This window comes from Anaeromyxobacter oryzisoli (genome assembly GCF_022690765.1).
Lineage (GTDB): Bacteria > Myxococcota > Myxococcia > Myxococcales > Anaeromyxobacteraceae > Anaeromyxobacter > Anaeromyxobacter oryzisoli.
The window spans coordinates 12,842-32,132 of sequence record NZ_JALCZA010000053.1 but is presented as its reverse complement, the minus strand read 5'-3'; the positions used below and the strand labels follow the sequence as shown (position 1 = coordinate 32,132).

General features: G+C 72.1%; 15 protein-coding genes. 6 read left to right on the top strand and 9 right to left on the bottom strand.

Translation table 11 applies throughout. The features are described from left to right. Window positions 1-149 precede the first annotated feature (149 nt). From MNZ27_RS16100 to MNZ27_RS16065, 8 genes are all read right to left on the bottom strand, one after another. Complete coding sequence (locus MNZ27_RS16100; protein WP_242395112.1) at window positions 150-5,246, bottom strand: pilus assembly protein; 5,097 nt, start codon at window positions 5,244-5,246, stop codon at window positions 150-152. A gap of 14 nt (window positions 5,247-5,260) precedes the next feature. Then, complete coding sequence (locus tag MNZ27_RS16095; protein WP_242395111.1) at window positions 5,261-5,755, bottom strand: type II secretion system protein; 495 nt, start codon at window positions 5,753-5,755, stop codon at window positions 5,261-5,263. A gap of 7 nt (window positions 5,756-5,762) precedes the next feature. After that, the gene (locus tag MNZ27_RS16090; protein WP_242395110.1) at window positions 5,763-7,058 is read right to left on the bottom strand and encodes a PilW family protein; all 1,296 of its coding nucleotides are present in this window, start codon (window positions 7,056-7,058) and stop codon (window positions 5,763-5,765) included. Window positions 7,059-7,060: 2 nt separating this feature from the next. Next, window positions 7,061-7,648 (bottom strand): type IV pilus modification PilV family protein, encoded by a 588-nt coding sequence (locus MNZ27_RS16085; RefSeq protein ID WP_242395109.1) that lies wholly within the window; start codon window positions 7,646-7,648, stop codon window positions 7,061-7,063. 17 nt (window positions 7,649-7,665) lie between these two features. Beyond that, on the bottom strand, window positions 7,666-8,397 hold the full coding sequence (locus MNZ27_RS16080) for a prepilin-type N-terminal cleavage/methylation domain-containing protein (RefSeq protein WP_242395108.1): 732 nt from the start codon (window positions 8,395-8,397) through the stop codon (window positions 7,666-7,668). Window positions 8,398-8,586: 189 nt separating this feature from the next. After that, on the bottom strand, window positions 8,587-9,348 hold the full coding sequence (locus MNZ27_RS16075; protein ID WP_242395107.1) for an ABC transporter permease: 762 nt from the start codon (window positions 9,346-9,348) through the stop codon (window positions 8,587-8,589). Beyond that, window positions 9,345-10,172 (bottom strand): tetratricopeptide repeat protein, encoded by an 828-nt coding sequence (locus MNZ27_RS16070; protein ID WP_242395106.1) that lies wholly within the window; start codon window positions 10,170-10,172, stop codon window positions 9,345-9,347. The genes MNZ27_RS16075 and MNZ27_RS16070 overlap by 4 nt, the downstream gene beginning before the upstream one ends. 179 nt (window positions 10,173-10,351) lie before the next feature. After that, window positions 10,352-10,951, bottom strand: a complete 600-nt coding sequence (locus tag MNZ27_RS16065) for a type IV pilin protein (RefSeq protein WP_242395105.1) — start codon at window positions 10,949-10,951, stop codon at window positions 10,352-10,354. Between the two features lie 296 nt (window positions 10,952-11,247). On the opposite strand from MNZ27_RS16065, the gene MNZ27_RS16060 reads away from it, so the two are divergent. The 6 genes from MNZ27_RS16060 (at window position 11,248) to MNZ27_RS16035 (ending at window position 17,282) form a co-directional block, all read left to right on the top strand. Then, window positions 11,248-12,198 (top strand): ABC transporter ATP-binding protein, encoded by a 951-nt coding sequence (locus tag MNZ27_RS16060; protein ID WP_242395104.1) that lies wholly within the window; start codon window positions 11,248-11,250, stop codon window positions 12,196-12,198. A gap of 1 nt (window position 12,199) precedes the next feature. Then, entirely contained in the window at window positions 12,200-13,066 is an 867-nt protein-coding gene (locus MNZ27_RS16055; RefSeq protein WP_242395103.1) for a prepilin peptidase, read from the top strand. 2 nt (window positions 13,067-13,068) lie between these two features. After that, the gene (locus MNZ27_RS16050; protein WP_242395102.1) at window positions 13,069-14,178 is read left to right on the top strand and encodes a sensor histidine kinase; all 1,110 of its coding nucleotides are present in this window, start codon (window positions 13,069-13,071) and stop codon (window positions 14,176-14,178) included. A 103-nt stretch (window positions 14,179-14,281) separates the two neighbouring features. Then, on the top strand, window positions 14,282-15,205 hold the full coding sequence (locus MNZ27_RS16045; RefSeq protein WP_242395101.1) for a UbiA family prenyltransferase: 924 nt from the start codon (window positions 14,282-14,284) through the stop codon (window positions 15,203-15,205). A gap of 3 nt (window positions 15,206-15,208) precedes the next feature. Continuing rightward, complete coding sequence (locus MNZ27_RS16040; RefSeq protein WP_242395100.1) at window positions 15,209-16,510, top strand: FAD-binding oxidoreductase; 1,302 nt, start codon at window positions 15,209-15,211, stop codon at window positions 16,508-16,510. After that, window positions 16,503-17,282 carry an SDR family NAD(P)-dependent oxidoreductase gene (locus MNZ27_RS16035; protein ID WP_308197975.1) on the top strand — a complete coding sequence of 260 codons (780 nt, stop codon included), beginning with the start codon at window positions 16,503-16,505 and terminating at the stop codon, window positions 17,280-17,282. Before MNZ27_RS16040 ends, MNZ27_RS16035 begins: the two co-directional genes overlap by 8 nt. Before the next feature lie 3 nt (window positions 17,283-17,285). On the opposite strand, the gene MNZ27_RS16030 is transcribed toward MNZ27_RS16035, so the two are convergent. Beyond that, window positions 17,286-19,184, bottom strand: a complete 1,899-nt coding sequence (locus tag MNZ27_RS16030) for a tetratricopeptide repeat protein (RefSeq protein WP_242395098.1) — start codon at window positions 19,182-19,184, stop codon at window positions 17,286-17,288. Window positions 19,185-19,291 lie beyond the last annotated feature (107 nt).

The window sequence follows — 19,291 nt, the reverse complement described above, 5'->3', positions numbered from 1 at the left end:
AGGCCGACCCGCGTGAGCGGGGCGGCGGGTGGGGTGAAGCGCCCGAATTCACTTCGGGCGCGAGGGGCGGGCGACGGCCCGCCCCTCCTGGATGGTCAAGGCCCGTCGATTGTTCGACGGGCCTTGAGCGCGGCCCCGATCCCGGCGCGTCACCTGCAGGCCGCGGCCGCAGCCGCCGCGTCCACCGCGTGCCGGCAGGCGTGCAGGTCGCGGCTCACCTCGACGGTGCCGAGCCCCATCACCGGGTCCATCGCGCTGGTCATCGGGAGGTTGGTCGCCCCCTGCTCCGGCGGTACGCCCGTCTGGCCCACGGCGATCTGCCCCTTGCCGTTGACGAAGACCGTCGGCTGCAGACCGCCGGGGGTCACGAGGGTCGTCCGGGTGATGGTGCGCGTCAGGGCCCCGCTGGAGTCGGTGAGCACCGGTCCGCCGGTGACGGGATCGGCGCCGTAGAGGTAGTTGAGCCTGCGGTAGGCCGCGGTGCACTTGGACTGCGCGCAGGTCGAGATCGCGCTCGTCGCCTCGCTGAGCGCCGGCTGGATCGTGTTCCAGATCAGCTTCGAGTAGAGGCTCGAGACCGAGGAGGTGCGCTCGTCGAGAGGGTTGACGTTGAAGGTGTGCCCCTCGGTGACGACCGTCGGCCCGTGATCGTAGAACAGGGCCCAGCCGTTCGAGTCCGCGGTCGCGAGCGGGGTGGGGTTGGTCGCCGCGCCGTCGATGACGACGATCCCGGCGCTGGCGGTGTAGCTCGCCGTCAGCGGCGAGGACGCCGTCACGGTGTCCGAGAGGAAATAGCGGGCGTTATCGTAGTCCGCCGCGCCGGCGGCGTCCTTGAAGACGCTGCGCTTGCCGGTGTCCTCGAACACCCGGAACGAGAAGAACCAGTTCCGCGAGGCCGGCTGCGCGGCGGTGGTCGCGGTGGTGAGGTCCAGCTTGCTCCCGTAGCTCGCCACCCCCGACGTGGAGCTCGCCCGCGTGCAGCCGTAGTCGCCGTCCGCGTCCGCGCTGCAGCTCGCCGTGACGTCCTTCGTGAAGGAGCCCGCGCCGGAGCTGACCGAGGGGCACGACGAGACGCTGATGTTCGCGCCGCCGATGGTGCCGCAGCTCGGTCCGGTGCCCGACGGGTTCGCGGTCGCCGGGAGCGCCGTGAAGTCGCTCTGGCAGACGCCCTGCGCGAGCCCGCGCGCGTCGGTCCCCAGGTCCGTGGCGGCGAGCGCGTTGAGGGCGGGGTCGAGCGACACCGTGCACCCGTGCTGCGCGCACGCGCGGAGGTTGGTCGGGCCGCAGATCCCGCCGTTCGTGTCCAGGATGTTGAACCGGTCCCCGGTCCCCGCGTACACGCGGTAGATGTGGGAGCCCGCGAGCGCGGTGTTCTCGGTGATGTAGTAGAACGGCTGCCCGCCGCGGGTGGCGCACAGGCTGCCGGGGCTGGCGGTCTCGCCCATCTGGAACACGCGCGCGCCGAACCAGTTCCCGACCTTGCCGTTGGTGCCGAGCTGGCCCGGCACGTTGAAGCGAAGCACCCAGAGCTGACCGCCGGTGTCGCCGAAGGTGGCGGTGTCGAAGTACCCGTCGTTCTCGAACCCGAGGCTCTGTCGCCGCGTGGATTGACCCCACATCACCATCGCCGGGGTGGCCGCGACCGGGAAGGTGAGGGCGCGGCGGGGGTCGTTGGCCGCCGCCGTCGTCGGATCGCTCGGATACGAGAAGTCGAACAGCTCCTTGCCGGTCCAGACGTCCACCATGTGAACGCCGCGCCCGCGCAGGGACTGCGGATCGACGCCGCCCGGGAGCAGGGTCACCCAACGCTCGTGGTACTGGACCGGGCTTGTCAGGCCGGTCGTCATGACGGGCGTGTTCGCGCCGGGGGCGGCCATGCCCCACTCCGGCTGGGAGGCGGTCGAGTCCGCCTGGATGCGCACCGGCCCGACCGGGGGCGGCACCGGGAGGAAGTCGGTGTAGGTCTCGCCGAACTGCAGTGACTCGGGGTCCGACGGCTCCGGGTAGATCCACAGGAACTTCGGCTCCGCGGGCTTCCCGGCGTTCTCGGACGGGAGCTTCGCCGCGTCGGTCACGTCGAGGGCGAAGTAGTGGGTGCCGCCGCGCCGCTCGCCGACCACCGCGACGGTGTGGAACTCCGCGGCCTCCTTCACGTCGTCCAGGTGGGCCGCGATCCCCATCCCGTTCGCCTGGCCGTCCACCCAGACGTCGCGGACCATGGCCGTCCCGTCCACGAAGAGCTGGTGGTCGTTGCCGAACAGCGCCGGGATCTTCCCGAGGAGATCCGGCGGGAGGAACGCCCACAGCTCCACCGGGCCGTCGGCGTCGCCGCGGTCGTAGTACCCGTTGTAGGGCGGCAGCGACTCGTCGATGCTCGAGGTCGCTGGATCGTCGGCGGCGGCGTTGTGCTGGCCCGGGGTCGGATTGGCGTGCCAGCGGCCGCCGTTGAAGGCGTGGAGCAGCCCGTCGTTCGCGCCGACCAGGACCATCTTGCGGCGGTACTGGTACAGCGAGGACTTGGAGTAGCGATCGTACTGGTTGATGCCGTCCTTCATCTTGACGGGCGTCCGCCAGAGCGAGTCGAGGCACTGGTTGTGGAGGCCGTTCGGGCAGAGGATGCCGTCGTAGGGGAGCGGCGCGTCCACCACCACCGGGGACGAGTGGTAGATGTCCCCGAGCTTGAACGGCCGATCGAGGAGCAGGTCCTGGTTCGGGAGGTTCGGCGGCGTCGGCGGGTTGGTCGTCGGATCGCCGAGGGTGGCGGGGAGGCCGTTCGCCGTCGGCGCCGGCCAGCCCTGGCCGGGCAGGCGCCCGGCCTCGTTCAGCACGTCCGCGCCGAGCACGAACCGGATCATCTCCTTCGCGCACTCGAGCTTGCTCGTCCGCATCACCTGCGCGGTGACCGGATCGCCCGCCGTCTCGATCTTCTGCGCGAGGGTCGCGCAGGCCGTCCCGGTGGTGCCCAGGCCGAGGTAGGGGAGGAGCGTCTGCGCGAAGGTGTCGGTCGCCTCGAGCCGGACCGTGCTGTCGTGCGAGTCGATGGTGCCCGCGGGAGCCGCGTCGTCCAACGCGGTCCAGACGGTGCGGGTCTTCCAGGTCTGGTTCTGGAGCGTCTGGTAGGCGTCCCACCACGGGTTGGCCGGGACGTTGGTGAGCGCGCCGCACGGCTTCCCGGCCGCAACGCACTTCGGAGTCTGCGCGCAGGCGGGGAGGTTCGGGCTCAGCTGGACGAAGTTGCCGTCGCCGTCCTCGGCGATGAAGTGGCCGTCCTTGTCCTGCAGGAAGGTGCTGGTGCAGCTCCCGTCGCAGTCGAGGTCGCCGGCGCCGCCCGGCGCGCACGCGTTCACGAACTCGCTGTACATCTCGTAGCGGTAGAGGTGGCCGGGCCAGTGCGAGTCGCGGCTCGGCGCGAAGCGCGGCACGATCACGGCGTTCCCGGCGGCCGTCTGCAGGGTCGAGACGGTGGCGACGCTGAACGAGGTGGACCGGCTGCTGATGTCGGCGAACACCTGGTAGATGCCGGACCGGAGCTCGTCCGCGGCCTGGGCGCGGACGGCGATCCCGCCGCCGATGGTCGCCGCGTCGGAGAGGATGCGGGTCGCGTCCCCGGCCCCCGTCCCGAAGCCGACGGTGTAGACGGTGAGCGTCTGCTTGCCGGGGTTGCCGCGGCCGTCCAGCGTGGTCCCGGTGCCGCCGCAGGCACCCGCCGGCTCGCTCCGCAGATCGTAGTTGTGCAGGTAGAACGCGACGCGCGTGAGGTTGTTCTTGTAGTCATCGGCGCCGGTGAAGTAGCCGCAGCGCGGGCAGTCGCGGAGCGACGCCCCGAGGACGCCCGTCGCCGCGTCGCCGGCGTACTTGCCGCTGTTCGAGTCGGCGATGCTCGAGGTGCCCGGCGGCAGGTCGGCGCCGTCGTTGGGGGAGGGCTGCCCGTCGGTCAGGATGATGACGTTGCTCTGCTGGCAGGACCAGCACACCGCGAGCTGGTTCGCGGAGCCGTTGGAGCTCCACCCCGGGCCGTTCATGGCCCACCCCTGGCCGAACCAGGGCAGCGAGGGGGTGTGGTAGTAGCGCCCGACGTCGAAGAGCGCCTTGGAGAGCGGGCTCGTCCCGCCCCACGCGAGCGCGTTCACGTCGTTGACGTAGGTCGAGCGGTTGCTCTCCCAGTTGCCGCCCCCGAACACGGACTGGCAGGACGGGTTGAAGTCGGAGATGAACTTGTAATCGTTGCTGCCGAACTGGGCCATCGCCATGCGGATCCGGCTCTGGCTGGCGATGACGTCCTTCACCACCTTGCGGGCGATGACGAACTTGGGCGGGAAGAAGTTGAGGTAGTTCCCCGTGTACCAGATGCTCGGGTACGAGACGCTCGCCCCGTCCACGGTGGCGGTCCGGACGGTGCCGTCGTAGTACCAGCCCTTGCTGGAGAGGCACGCGTTGCAGATGTCCTGGCGGCTCTGGGTCCCCTGCTGCGCGGTCCCCTGGTCCGCGCAGAACTGCGCGATGCTCGCGGCCGTCCAGTTGTAGTTGTTCCCGTTCGCCTGGGTGGAGGTCTGGTACGGGTGGACGGCGGTGAAGCTCCACCCGTCCCCGTAGTTGTGGTCGCCGGGGAGGTTGCCGGTCCGCGCCCAGGCGGTCCCCGTCCCGGCGTTGTCGTGGAAGACGAGATCCTTCGGGAACAGGTTGGGCGCGCCGCTCCCCACGGTGAGCCCGGTCCCTGACGCGTAGAAGTCCGGGTCGAACCCGGCGGCGAGGGCGAAGGTGTTGGACGGCGTGTAGTACGGGCAGACCGCCCCCGCCGCCGCGGCGTAGTCCGTCCCCTGGCCAGCGAAGGCCAGCCCCTCGAGCGTGGTCTTCCCGCACGGCGAGTGGTAGACGCGCGCGGCGATCGCGGCGAGCATCGCGTTGGACGAGAGGGTCGAGGAGACCGTGTCCTGGCCGCAGCCGACGATCCCGGTGGTCGGGATGGGCGAGCCGGTCGCGCCGAGGTAGGCGGGGCCGTTCGGCGGCAGGCGCGCCATGGAGTCGGCGGTGCCGACGACGAAGAAGATGTTCGGGTACCCGGCCTGGCTGGAGAAGAACGCGTTGTCCTCCTCCCAGGGCGGATTCAGGAGCGCGTCGGTGGCGCCGCCCGCGAGCAGGTTGCGCGCGGCGGAGTTCGAGCACGTCCCCGAGACCCCGGCGTGCGGGGTGGAGAGGAGCACAGCTGCGGCGAGGACGAGGGCGATCCGGAGTGCGGTGCGGCGCATGGTGGCTCGATCTCCTAGATGCGGGTCCGGAGCTGGAACTCGACCTCGAGCTCGCGCTGCCCGGTCCGATCGACGCAGTGGGCGACGCAGCGGTAGGTGTGACCGGAGCCCATCAGCCCCGAGCTGCGGTTCGAGAGGCTCACGATCGCCTCGTCGCCGTACTCGGCGGTGAGGCCGAGGACCACGTCCTTCACCAAGAGTGAGCCAGCCGTCTGGTCGTAGTGCAGCGGCCCGAGGCGGGTGCCGTCATTGAGGGTCAGCTCGCCGACCGGGTTTCCGCTGCCGAACCACTGCGGCCCGTACTGGGCTACCTCCGCCCAGATCTTCGCCTGCGCGGCCAAGGCGCAGGCCGCGACCATGTCGCGGTGCGTCTTCGCGGAGGCGTTGATCCGGTCGCGCGAGGAGAGGGTGACCGCGGCCGCGCCGATGGCGGCGAGGACCGTGAGGAGGATCATGACGAGGAGCAGCGTGCTGCCGCGGTCATGCCTGGTGTGGACGACGTTCCGCATGGAGGCCTCAGAAGTAGGTCATCGCCCGGTTGGCCATGTTGGGCAGGTTCACCGTGGCCTCGAGGACGACGCGCTGGTAGCCGTCGCTCCCGCCGCGCGCCGCCGCGTAGCCGGTGATCCAGGCCGGCAGCGTGTCCAGGTTGAGCAGGCGGAACCCGGGGTTGAGCCCGACCGCGCCCTGGCGGTCCGGGGTCGCCGACCGCGCGAGCACCGCGACGTGCACCGCCTGGATGTTGGCCTGGTCGTTGGTGAGCCGGACCGGGTCGGGGGGCGGCCCGAAGGTGTAGCCATAGAAGCTCGAGGCGCCGTAGACGCTCTGCCCGGGCTGCGGCGCGCCGCCGGGGAAGAGGGTGGTGGTGATGGTGTCCGCCGCCGTGGTCGCGGCGCTCGGCGCGGCCGCCGCGAACGTGATCGCGGTGCCGGGGTTCTCGCCGGCCGCGGTCGCGATGGTCGAGCCGCCGTTGAAGATGTAGGAGACCTGGAGGAGCTCGATCCCCTCCGCGATGACCTGCTCGTCGGCTCCGTTCACGATGTTGTCATCGTTCCGGTCCACCCCCTGGTCGAGCATGAGGAACGGGTCGTACTCGGTCGCGCCCGCGCCGCCGCCCACCGGGAACGGCCGGACGTGGAAGCGGTAGCGGTCGATCAGGAACGCGCGAGCGATGCCTCCCCCGAAGCAAGACCCCGGAGCCGTCGCGACGTCCTGGCGACGGAAGGGGTTCGACGGGTCGCCGGTGTCTTCCGAGAGGAGCTGGATCGTCACGGCTCCGTCCGCGGCGAGCGGATCGACCTTCTGATCGGAGGTGACGTACGTGAACTTGGCGTCCGGGCACACGAGCTGGAAGATCTGGCCCTTCCGGAAGACGTCCCCCGCCCGTCCGGCGAGCTCCAGCGTGGTGTCGCTCACGGCGGTGACCTTCCAGGCGTGCCCGGCGGGAGCGACGGTGTTGTCGGCGGGATCGACCCAGTACTGGGGGTCGCGGGCGTAGAAGACGAGCTCGTCGGAGTTGGTGGTCGAGTCGCGCGGGCACGGCGCCAGCTCAGCCGGGCAGGGGCCCCCGTACCAGGGGACGAGGTCGAGCGCGAGGGACGCGTCGAGGCCGTAGCCGGCGCGCGGGAGGGCCTCCTCCATCGCGAGGAGGGCGCGGCGGCCGCTCCCCTGGGCGCCGCGCAGCTTCTCGCCGTCGTGGTAGGCCTTCTGCTGCGCGCGGACGACGGTCATCGCCGCCGCGAGCACGATCACGGTGACGGCCATGGCGACGACGAGCTCGACGAGGGTGAAGCCGCGGTGGGAGGCGCGCATGATCAGTTGAAGGCGGCGAGGTTGGCCATGAAGCTGCCGGTGACCGCCGAGTGTGCGTAGACCACGATCTCCCTCGGCTGCGGGAGGGTCCGCTCGCGGTAGATGACCGAGACCGCGATGACCTTCGAGGCGGCGCCGCCGGTGACGCTCCCGGCGTCCCACACCGTCCAGCGCCGCTGGTAGATCGGCTTGCTCGAGTCCTCGGGATCCCGCTCGAGCGTCGCGTCGAGGCGGACGCCGGGGATCGGGTTCGAGTCCTGGTACCAGTGCAGGTTCACGCCGGACGTCGGCACCGAGCCGCTCGCGCCGAGGATGTAGCCGAAGAGGGCCGGCGGGGTGGCGGTCGTCGCGCCCGCCGCGCCCTTGAGGCGGTCGTCGTCCGGGGAGAGCCGCTCCAGCCCGCCGGCCAGCTCGGTGGCGAGCTGCGTCGCGATGGTCTGGGCGCGCGCCCCCTGCGTCGCGCTCATGCCGTAGAACTGCAGGCGCATCATGCCGAGGAGCCCGACCAGCAGGATGGCGAGGGCGATCATCGCCTCGAGCAGGGACGAGCCCCGCGCGGCGGACCTGGGGAACCGACGGGGGGTTCGCATGCGTGTCTCCGCCATGATCAAGGCACCCGCGCGACGCCGTAGGCCTTCACGAGCCCGGAGGGAACCGCGACCAGCACCGCCCGCTGGTCCGCACCCCGGGTCTGGTCGTCCATGTCGCTGCCCAGCGCGAAGGCGTGGCCGTTCTTGGCGGCGAGATCGCTCGGGGGCGCGCTCCGGTCCGGCGGCTCCAGCTCCACCGCGCCCCCGGGGCGGAACCGGAACGCGAGGCAGCGACGGGCCCCCGGGCAGGTCGGCGTGAGATCGGAGTCGAAGGTCTTGAGCGAGGAGGTCCCGTCGGACAGCAGCGTCGCGATCTGGTCGAACGGCGGGGGGAGGGGGGTGGCCGTGGCCGCCGGGAGGTAGAAGTGGATCCCCTTCCCGAGGCGGAACTCGTCCACCACCTTGGCGCCGTTACCGGGGGAGCTCACGTCGAAGCTCGCGAGCGTCCAGGTCGCGTCCGGCTCGCGCAGCACGAAGACGCGGACGCAGCCCGCATCCGCGATCGATCCGCACTGGGAGGCGTCGTTGTTCGGCGTGTCGGCGAGCACGAACAGGTAATCGCGCTGGTCCGACATCGCCTTGTAGGGCAGCCCCTCGAGCCGCATCTGCAGCTCGGTGGCGGTCGCGCCGACGCTGGCGTTGCGCGTCGCCGCCCGGAAGATCGGGTAGGCCGCGGCGGCGAGGATGGCGACGATCGCGAGCACGACCGCGATCTCGATCATGGTGAAGCCGTGCTGGCGTCCCCTCATGGCTCCCTTGGATGAAGCAAGCGCCGCGCCGGGACGGCCGAGAGCGATCCCCGCGGATTCACAGGGGTGGAAAGGATGCGCCGGGCCGGTGGCTCGACATTCATTGCAAGCCGGTGGGTAAAGATTGCATGTGGGCGGGGCACGTCGGTATCGGTCCGGCGCCGCTCCTGCTTCCCCACAATCGCCGGATCAGCGCAGGTCGCGGCGCGAGAAGATCGCCGAGGTGGCGGCGAGGAGGACCGCGACGTACAGCGCAGCGTAGAGGAGCTTCAGCCCGAGGTCCGCCGCGGCGACCGGCTGCTGGTAGACCACCTGCACCTTGTAGTCGAGGGCGGCCAGGTTCGGCAGGGCGAGGCCGAAGGCGCGGCCGACGGCGCTCGTCCGCCAGTACGGGATCGCCTCGCGGGAGAGGTGACCCGCGACCGCGATCGCGAGCGTGCAGATCGCGGCGAGGGTCGCGTTCGTCACGCTCGAGAAGAGCAGGGCGATCGCGCCCACCAGCGCGAGCTGGGCGGCGAGGGCGACGAAGGCTGCCACGACAGGCGTGTCCCGGAGGAAACCGAGGTTGCCGCGGTAGAGCGCGACCACCGCAAAGGTGGTGAGCGCCATCACCGCGAGGTTGAGCGACAATGTGGTGACCAGGCCGGCGTAGCGGCCGAGCAGGTACTCCGTCCGCGAAACCGGCTTCGCGATCACCGGGTACAGCGTCCGGCGCTGCACGTCGCCGGCGACCAGGTTCGCGCCGACGAAGACGGCGATGAGGGTGCCGAACACCGCGGCCGCGGAGAGGGCGAGGTCCGCGATGATCCGGTACTGCTCGCCGAAGGTCAGCTCGGACAGGACGATCGAGGCCGCCATCACGAGCAGCGCGAAGACGAGCAGGTTCACCGCGAGCTTCTGGCGGAGCGCGTCGCGGAAGGTGACGGCGGCGATGGCGGCGATCTTGGTCACGGGAGCTCCGGAGAGTACGGGCGCCACACGTACGGGCGCGCCGGCTGCTGGAGTCGGCCCGGCTCGGCGGGGGCGAAGCGGAAGTCGTTCTTGCTGGAATGGACGACGCCCTCGGCGTCGATGGTGTACCGGCCCCCGTAGGGCTCGGGTGGGAGCTGGTCCAGGATCCCGGTGACCACGAGTTCCTCGAGCCGGTCGGGGGCGCGGCCGGTCCGCTCGCGGTACGCGGCCACGGCGGCGTCCAGGCGGGCGAAGTCGCGCTGGAGGAGGGCGAGCCGGTACTGCTCGTCGAGGGCCTCCGCCGTCTTCTCGTCCTTCGCGACCCCCCGGAGTTCCTGGAGGAACGCCACCGCGTCGTCCGGCGAGCCGCTCTTCACCTCCAGGGCGAGGGCGAGATGGGCGATGTTCGGCGACGCCCCCGGCGTGCGCGCCGCGATCCGGGCCCAGCGGGCTGCCTCGGCGTAGTCGCCCCGGTAAAAGTAGTGGTTGAACGCTACGTAGAACGGGTAGGTCCACCAGTTCGGGCGGCCGGAGCCCATCCCCTTGTTCAGGATGCGATCCGCCTCGTCGAGCCGTCCTTGCGCGGACAGGACGATCCCGGCGGTCTGGTACGCGTAGCCGTGGCCCGGGTCTAGGTCGGTCACGAGGTCGACCAAGGGGTACAGCTTCTCGAATCCGCGCTGACGCCCGCGCGGATCGCCGACGTACTGTACGGTGTCGAGCCAGAACGCATCCGCAATGGAGAGTCGTACTCCAGGCGAGAGGAATCGGAGCGCCTCGCCGCGCGGAACGTAGTCGAGGTCGTACGGTCGATCGAGCCCCATTCGCTCGAGCACCCTCGCAGAGGTCCAAGCGAACGGTACCGATAGCAGGATGAAGACTGCGGTTGCGGCGAACGTTTCTCGGTGAGTGCGGTGCATTCGCGAAAAAGAGAAGGGCGCCGCCCTCGCGAGCGGCGCCCAAATTGTACTCGGATTCGCCGAGCGACGCTCGGCGGTCTCGCTCAGAAGGTGCTGTCCTTCGAGAGCTGGACCACCTGGCCGATTGGATCCGTCCCGACCCCTCCGAACGCCGCCGCGTGGTTGCCGTAATCGGGAGCGCCCTCGCTGCACGGCGCATCCGGGGGATCGACCTGTGCGTTGCCGTCCGCCTTGAGCTGCGGCTGCCAGAATGCGTCTGCCGCGAGGACGGCGTCGCCGTCGATGTCCGTCCAGCCGCAAGCCGACATGGCGACCGGCGTCGCGGCGACGGCGACTTCATACCGACCATACGTCGAGCCCTGGACGATCCAGTCGATATTCTGGGCGGTTTCGAGGTCCGTCGCTGCCCAGGGCTGCTTGGCAGTATTGACCGTCACGCCCGTGGGGATCGCACTGAAGGCGAAGTAGGTGCCTGGCGTGGAAGTCGAGCTGATCTTGCGCTCCGACTGCCGCAGCGCCTCCTCGGACTTGAAGATCGCCTCGAGGTTGGTCTTTCGCTCGGCCGCCTTCGACCGGAGCTGGTAGCGCATGAAGTTCGGGATCGCGATGGCGGCGAGGATGCCGATGATCGCCACGACGATCATGAGCTCGATGAGGGTGAAGCCCTTGGCTGCCTTCTTCATTGAGACCTCCTGGTCGGGAGCGCCGATGCTTCGCCGCCGACGGTGAACCGGGCGGCGGTGTTCGAGCGCCCGGGCGGCTCTTTCTCTTAGCAGGACTGATGCCAGCCGGGCAGGCGAGCCATCCTCGCCGGATCACGGGAGTCCGGCCAGAAAATGACACGCGCGCGGAGCGGCAGTGGGTGAGGAGGGCTGACGTTTTACGTCACCCGGCTGTGGGGAACGGTGCGGGCGGAGCGCACGCTCGCCGGGCGCGGCGGCTTTTGACACCCGCCGGCCTCGCACGGATGATGCGCCGCATGATCCTCCGCACCGAGGGGCTGACCAAGACGTTCGAGGTCGGCCTCCGGCGCCGCCGGGTGGACGCCGTGCAGGACCTCACCCTCTCCGTGGACGAGGGGGAGATCTTCGGGTTCGTCGGGCCGAACGGCGCCGGGAAGACCACCACCATCAAGATGCTGATGGGGCTCATCCGGCCCACGCGCGGCGCCGCCTACATCTTCGACGCGCCCATCCCCAGCCAGGCGTCGAAGAAGCGCATCGGCTACCTCCCCGAGCAGCCGAGCTACTACGACTTCCTCACCGGGCGCGAGGCGCTCGACCTCTTCGCCAAGCTCTCCGAGGTGCCCCGCCCCGAGCGGAAGCGCCGGGCCGAGGAGCTCCTCGAGCTCGTCGGGCTCACCGACGCGGCGGACCGGCAGCTCCGCAAGTACTCGAAGGGCATGCAGCAGCGGCTCGGGATCGCCCAGGCCCTGGTCGCGGATCCGGCCTTCGTGGTGCTCGACGAGCCCATGAGCGGGCTCGACCCCATCGGCCGCAAGGAGATCCGCGACCTCATCCTCGAGCTGAAGCGACGCGGGAAGACCGTCTTCTTCTCGACGCACATCCTCCCGGACGTGGAGACCATCTGCGATCGCGTCGGGGTGATCCGGCACGGCCGGCTGCGCGAGGTGGGCCGGCTCGCCGAGCTCCTCTCGTCGAAGGTCCGCAGCGTCGAGGTCTCGGCGGTGGCCCCGGGCGCCGCGCGCCAGGCGCTCGGCGGCGGGCGGCCGATCTCCGAGGACGGCGAGCGGGTCACGGTGGCCTACGAGGACGAGGCGGCGGCCTCCGCGGCCGTGTCCGCGCTGCTCGCGGCCGGCGGACGGCTCGTGGCGTTCACCCCCGAGCGCGAGACGCTGGAGGACTTCTTCATGCGGCGGCTCGAGGAGGAGTCCGCCACCGGGGACGCCGCCGCGCGTCGGGCCTCCTGACGTGGCCCTCGCCCTGCCGCCCGGCCTCGAGCCCTTCTTCATCGCCTGGTCGGCGGTGGTCGGCGCGGTGATCGGCAGTTTCCTGAACGTCGTCATCGCGCGCGTGCCGGCCGGCGAGTCGATCGTCCACCCACCGTCACATTGCCCGCGGTGCGGCGCGCGTATCGCCTGGTACGACAACGTCCCGGTGGCGGCGTGGTTGTGGCTGCGCGGGCGCTGCCGGAGCTGCCGCGGGTCCATCTCCCCCCGCTACCCGATCGTCGAGGCGCTCGGCGCGGCGGCGGGCGCCCTCGCCGCGTGGCGCCACGGCCCGTCCCTCGCCGCCCTCGCCGAGCTGGCGCTGGTGGCGCTGCTCCTCGCGCTCTCCTTCATCGACCTCGACACCTGGACGCTGCCGCACGCGCTCACCTGGCCGCTCGTCGCCTTGGGCCTCGCCGCGAGCGCCGCCGGCGCCTCCGCCGCGCCCTCGCTCCGCTCGTCGGCGGTGGGCGCCGCGGTAGGGTTCGTCGCGTTCGCCGCCGTGGCGCTCGTCGGCGAGAAGCTGCTGCGCCGGGAGGCGATGGGCTGGGGGGACGTGTTCCTCCTCGCGGGCCTCGGCGCCTGGCTCGGGGTCGCGGCGCTCCTGCCCGTGGTGCTCCTCGCCTCGATCCAGGGGGCCGCCGTCGGGATCGCGCTGCTCCTCCTCGGCAAGGCCCAGCCCGGGCCGGCGCCGCGGGACGGCGGCGCGGCGCCCGCCGACGACGAGGAGTGGGTGCCGCCCCGCAACGCGGTACCCTTCGGGCCCTTCCTCGCCGCTGCCGCCCTCGAGTGGCTCTACGCGGGCGGGTGGATCGCGCGCCTCGTGCCGATGCTGGGGGCGTTCCGCTGAGCGTGCCGCGACCGCGCGCGAGCGTCCGGGTGCTCCTCGCGGCCCAGCTCGCGGCCATCGCCGCGGTCGCGGTCGCCGCGCTGGCCGCCCTCGGGCCCCTCCTGGCGCGGCCGACGCCGGCGCGGCTCCTCGCGCTCGCCGGGATCCTGGCCGCCGTGATCTTCGCCACCGGCTCGCTGCTCCTCGGGCGCGCGGTGGCGCGACCCGTGGACCGGATGCTCGCGGCGGCGGAGCGGCTCGCGGGGAGCGGTCGCGGGCTGCCCGTGCTCGGCGAAGGGGACGCCGCGCCGCAGGGGCTCGGCCGGGCGGCGGTCGCCTTCGAGCGGACGGCCGCGGCGCTCGACGAAGAGCGGTGGGCGCTCTCGGCCAAGGTGGACGAGCTCACCCGCGCCAACGCGGCGCTCGCCGCCGCCCGCGAGTCCCTCGCGCGCTCCGAGCGGCTCGCCACCGTGGGCCGGCTCGCGGCCGGCGTCGCCCACGAGATCGGGAACCCCCTCGGCGCCATCGGCGGGTACGCCGAGCTCGCCCGCGGCCGGCTCGAGGCGGGGACGGGCGGCGACGCGGAGGTGGCCGACTTCCTCGCCCGGATCTCCGCCGAGACGGCGCGGATCGACGCCATCGTCCGCGACCTGCTCGACTTCGCCCGGCCCTCGCAGCTCGAGGTCGTGCCCGTCGGCGTGGCCGCCGCCCTCGACGCGGCGCTCCGCCTCGCGCGCGTCCAGGAGCGGTTCAGGCACGTCCAGGTCGAGGTCGCGCTCCCGGAGGCGCTGCCGCCGGTGCTCGCGGACGAGCGGCGGCTCGCGCAGGTCTTCCTGAACCTGCTCCTGAACGCCGCGGACGCCATGAGCGGGCGCGGCGTCGTCCGGGTCGAGGCGACGCACGCGCCGGGCCGGGTCGAGGTGCGGGTCGCCGACGGCGGCCCCGGGATCCCGGAGGCGGACCTCGCCCGCGTGTTCGAGCCGTTCTTCACGACGAAGCCGCCCGGTCTGGGCACCGGCCTCGGCCTCGCGGTCTGCCACGGCATCATGGAGTCGTTCTGCGGGACGATCGCGGCGGAGCCGTCGGTCCCGGGGAAAGGCGCTGTGTTCCGGATCGGTCTCCGGACGGTGTAGGGATCTCCGCGGCGGCGGCGGCGGCCCCGGTTCGCGTCGATCGCTTTGGCCCGGCAGGCGCGCCTTTCCCAGACGGCGATGGGTCGTCTAGAGTGACCGACCGATGCTCTTCCCCACGTCAGAGCCGTCGCCCGCCCCCGGGACGGCTCCGGCCTCCCTCGCCGCGCGGCTGGGCTCGGTGATCCAGGTCCTGCGCCTTCACCAATGGGCGAAGAACCTGCTGGTCTTCGCGCCGGTCGTGGCCGCGCACCGGTTCAAGGACGCCGACTCGATCGCCCGGGCCACCCTCGCGTTCCTCGCCTTCGGCGCCGCGGCCTCGGCCGGGTACGTCGTGAACGATCTCCGCGACGTCGGGGCGGACCGGGCTCACCCGCGCAAGCGGGCCCGGCCCATCGCCGCGGGGACGCTCCCGGCCCCGGTCGCGGTCGGGCTCGTTCCGCTGCTCTTCGCGGCCGCCGCGGCCCTCTCCTCGCGGCTCCCGTCCGGCTTTCGCGTCATCCTGGCCGGCTATGTCGCGGCGACACTCGCGTACTCGTTCGGCCTGAAGCGGCGCCCGATGCTCGACGTGCTGCTGCTCGCGGGCCTGTACACGGCTCGACTGTTCGCGGGCGGGGAGGCCACCGGTACGCCGGTTTCCGAGTGGCTCGCCTCGTTCTCGATGTTCGCGTTCCTCTCCCTGGCGCTGCTGAAGCGCACGGCGGAGCTCGCGCGGTCCACCGAGGCGCCGGTCGGTCGGGGTTACCAGGTCGAGGAGCGGACCTTGCTGACCGCGATGGGGGTCGCCGCGGCGTTCGTGTCGGTGCTCGTGCTCGCGCTGTACCTCTCGAGCGAGGCGGTCGTTCGGCTCTACTCCCATCCGCGCTGGCTGTGGCTCCTCTGTCCGATCTTCCTGTACTGGCTCGCGCGCCTGTGGTTGCTCGCCGTCCGGGGGGAGATGGACGATGATCCCGTCCTGTTCGCACTTCGGGACGTGGAGAGCCTCGTGGTGGCGGCCGCCGCGAGCGGCGTGCTCTACAAGGGGCTCTGAGTCGTGACGCTCGAATCCTGGGGACGCTTCCCTCGTACGACCGCCCGGATCGTGCCGCTTCACTGGCGGACCGATGCGCCCTTCGCTGGTGCCGGCCCATTCCTGCCGCACGGGCTCGGGCGGAGCTACGGCGACGAGTGCCTCAACGACGGCGGCGTGCTGATCCGGACGCGGAGCCTCGACCGCTTCATCGCGCTCGACGAGGACCGCGCGCTCCTCACGTGCGAGGCGGGCGTGACGCTCTCCGAGATCCTGAAGCTCGTCGAGCCCCTCGGATTCGGGCTGCCCGTCGTACCCGGGACGAAGCTCGTCACGGTGGGCGGCGCGATCGCGAACGACGTCCACGGGAAGAACCACCATCGTGCGGGGACCTTCGGAGCGCACGTCGAGGAGCTCGAGCTGCTGCGCTCGACCGGCGAGCGGATCGTCTGCTCGCGCGCGTCTCACGCGCCGCTCTTCGCGGCCACCGTCGGCGGGCTCGGCCTGACCGGCGTCATCGTCAGCGCGACGATCCGGCTCCGGCGCCAGCCCTCGCCGCGGGTGGACGCCGAGACGCTCGCCATCCGGGACCTGCGCGAGTTCTTCGACCTCTCGCTCGAGTCCGACGCGCGGTTCGAGTACACGGTGGCGTGGATCGACTGCCTGGCGCGCGGGCGGCACCTCGGTCGCGGCATCCTCCACCGCGGAAATCCCGCCCAGGAGATCCCGCCGCCGCCGCGCTCGTCCCGCCGGCTGGCCGTCCCGTTCGAGCTGCCCGTGTCGCCGCTCAACGGGTTCACGGTGAGGGCGTTCAACGCTGCGTATTACCTGCGCCACCGCCTCTCCGGGGGGACGAGGCGGGTCCCTCGGGATCCCTTCTTCTTTCCGCTGGACGGGGTGGATCGCTGGAACCGGATCTACGGCCGAGCCGGGTTCTTCCAGTTCCAGTGTCAGCTCCCTCCTGGGGCCGCCGAGCCGGGCCTCCGCGAGATCCTCTCGACGGTCGCGGCCGCGGGTGAGGGCTCCTTCCTCGCGGTGCTGAAGAACTTCGGCGAGGCGACCTCGCCCGGGCTCCTCTCCTTTCCGCGCGAGGGCTCGACGGTCGCGCTCGACTTTCCGAACCGCGGCTCCCGTACCCTCCGCCTCTTCGAGCGGCTCCACGCGGCGGTGCGCGAGCACGGCGGGCGCATCTACCCGGCGAAGGACGCGCTCATGCCCGCGGACCAGTTCCAGACCCAGCACCGGCGGGAGCTGCCCGCGTTCCGGGCGCAGCTGGACCCGGCCTTCTCCTCGTCGCTCTGGAGGCGCGTGAACCCCGGTGAGTGATCTTCACGGTTCGTCCTCAGGCTCGATCGCGGCGTCCGGCCGCTGGCTCGTGTTCGGCGCCAGCTCGGCGATGGCCCAGGCGGTCGTTCGCCGCGTCGCCAGCGCGGGGGGCGAGGTCATGCTCGTCGCGCGCGATCCGGAGAAGCTGCGCCACGTCGGAGACGACGCGCGGGTCCGCGGCGCGAAGATCGCCGACCTGCTGCAGGCGGACCTCGATCTCGTCGGAGGACACGCCGCGCTCCTGGACCGCGCCTTCGCTGCGCTCGGGACGGTGGACGTCGTCCTGATCGCCCAGGGGGTGCTCGCCGCCCCGGAGGACTGCGAGCGGGACCCCGCGCTCGCCGAGCGCGTGCTCGTCACGAACATGGTCGGCGCCGCCCTCCTCGCACAGGCCGCCGCGCTTCGGCTCGCGGCACAGGGCTCGGGGACGCTCGTCGGGATCTCCTCCGTCGCCGGGGACCGCGTCCGCGGCTCGAACTACCAGTACGGCGCCGCGAAGGCGGGCTTCAGCGCGTTCCTGGAGGGGTTGCGCTGCCGGATGTCCGGGCGCGGGATCCGGGTGGTCACGGTGAAGCCGGGCTTCGTGGACTCGCCGATGACGGCCCACCTGGCCAAGGGGCCGCTCTGGGCGAGCCCCGACGCGGTGGCGGGGGTGATCCTCCGGGCGGCCGAGCGGGGCCGCGACGTGGTCTACGCGCCGGGCTACTGGCGGCTCATCATGCTCGCGGTCCGGGCGCTGCCGCGCTGGCTGCTCATCAAGCTGCGGCTCTGACGGTCAGGGTGACCCGCCGGAGTCGATCAGCGCCCTGAGCGCGGCCGGATCGGCACCCAGCGCCTGCGCTCGCGAGAGCGCCTTCTTCGCCGCTTGCGGGTCGCGCCCTCGTCGGACCAGAAAGTGGGCGGCCTCGAGAACTTCGTCGCGCGTGGCGTCCGGCGCGGCCGCGACCGCGGCGTGGATCCGTGCGGCGTCGAGATCCCGCCCCAGACTCGCGAAGAAGCGCGCCCGGCGCGAGCGGAGTGGCGTCGAGTCCTCCGGGCGCTCGGATGGGAGGGCCGCCGCTTCGGCGCGCAGCTTCGGAAGGCGAGCGAGCGCGTTCGCCGCTTCCTGGTACTCGGGATAGAGCCGGACCGCCTCGCGCAGCTCGCGGTCGGCGGCGTCGAAGTCGAGGCGCCGCGCCTCGATCAACCCGAGGTTGTACCAGTCCAGCGCGACGCGCGGCTCCGTGGCGACGAGCTCCCGCATCAGGGCGCGCGCGCGGTCGTACTGCCCCAGCTCCGACAGCGTGTTCGCGAGGCTTCCGAGGGCGGCGCTTCGAAAGCCCACCTGGGTGGCGTGAGCGTACGCCTGCTCGTAAACGGGGAGCGCCTGCTCGTAGCGCCTAGCCCGGAACAGCACGTTCCCGAGTTCCAAGCCGGGGAGAACGTTCGACGGCGAGGTCGTCCGCACCGCCTCGCGCCAGAGCCGCTCCTCGTCCACCCAGTCCTGCACCCGGAGCCAGGTCGCCGCGGCGAAGACGGGGGCGACGAGGAGCGCCGTCACCGCGGCCCTGCGACGAGTGGCGGGCGCCCACGCTCGGGCCGCGCCCGCGGCCGCAACCGCGAGCGCCGCGATGGGGAGGTAGAGGAAGCGGTCGGCGGCGACTACGTTCACGCGGATGGGAATGACGTGGAGGACGAGGGCGATCGAGACGGCCGCCATGGCGACGGCGGCGGCGATCTCGGGAGCGATGCCGCGGCGCCAGGCGCGGACCGCCAGGGAGGCGAGCGCGATCGCGATCGCGACGCCCAGCACGGCGAGCGTCGGGTCGGCTCGCTGGAGCTCGCCGATCTGGAGCCGCGGCCGGAGGGCATCGAGGAGCATGACGAGATAGGTCCCGAGCGCCTCGGCGCCGGCGCGGAGCCGCTCCGCGAACGTCGATCCGAGGGAGAGTTTCCGTACGCCCGCCATGGCGGCGAGCCGGAGCACCCCGTAGGCGGCGACGGCCACGGCAGAGGGGAGAAGCTCGGCAGCCACGCTGCGGAGCGGCCGGTGCTCACGGCGCGCGCGCGCGACGGCGGCGGCTGCGAGCCCGGCCGGCGCGGCCAGCGCCACTTCCTTGCACAGGAGCCCGAGGAGGATGGCGGCCGCGGCGGCCACCCGGCGCGCCATCGCGTCGCGCCCGGGGCGGTGAAGCGCGACGGCCAGCAGCGCGAACAGCGTGGCGAGGAGGTCGGTGCGGCCCGAGATCCAGGCCACGCTCTCGGTGAGGCGAGGGGCGGCGCCGAAGAGCGCCGCCGCCAGCCCCGCCGCGACCGGCGATCCCCCGGCACGCAGCGCGAGGTGGAAGACGAGGATCACGCACCCCAGGTGGAGGAGGACGTTGACGAGGTGAAACCAGCCGGGGCTGCCACCCGAGAGCTGCTGGTCCAGCCAGTAGGTCATCGTCGTGAGCGGCCGGTAGTACACGGACGTCGGCTCGTCCGCCTCGGACCGATCCCAGAATGGCTTCGTGAAGAACGCGCCGATGTTCGAGCCCGCCTGGACGGAAGCGCTCCGTTCGATGAGGGGCCAGTCGTCCCAGACGAAGCCGCCCCGGGGAGCCTGCGCGTAGGCCGCCGCCGTGAACGCGAGGGCTCCGGCGAGGAGGAGGGAGGCGCGAGGCGCGCGCGTGTGCGGCTCGAGGATGGGACGCATGCCGACTTTCCTAGCACGCCAGGCCGGCCGCGCGCGCCGCGTCGGCTCCATCCCACCTCGAGGCTCTCGTGGTCCCCAGGCATCCGGTCGCCTCCTCGAGGTCGGGG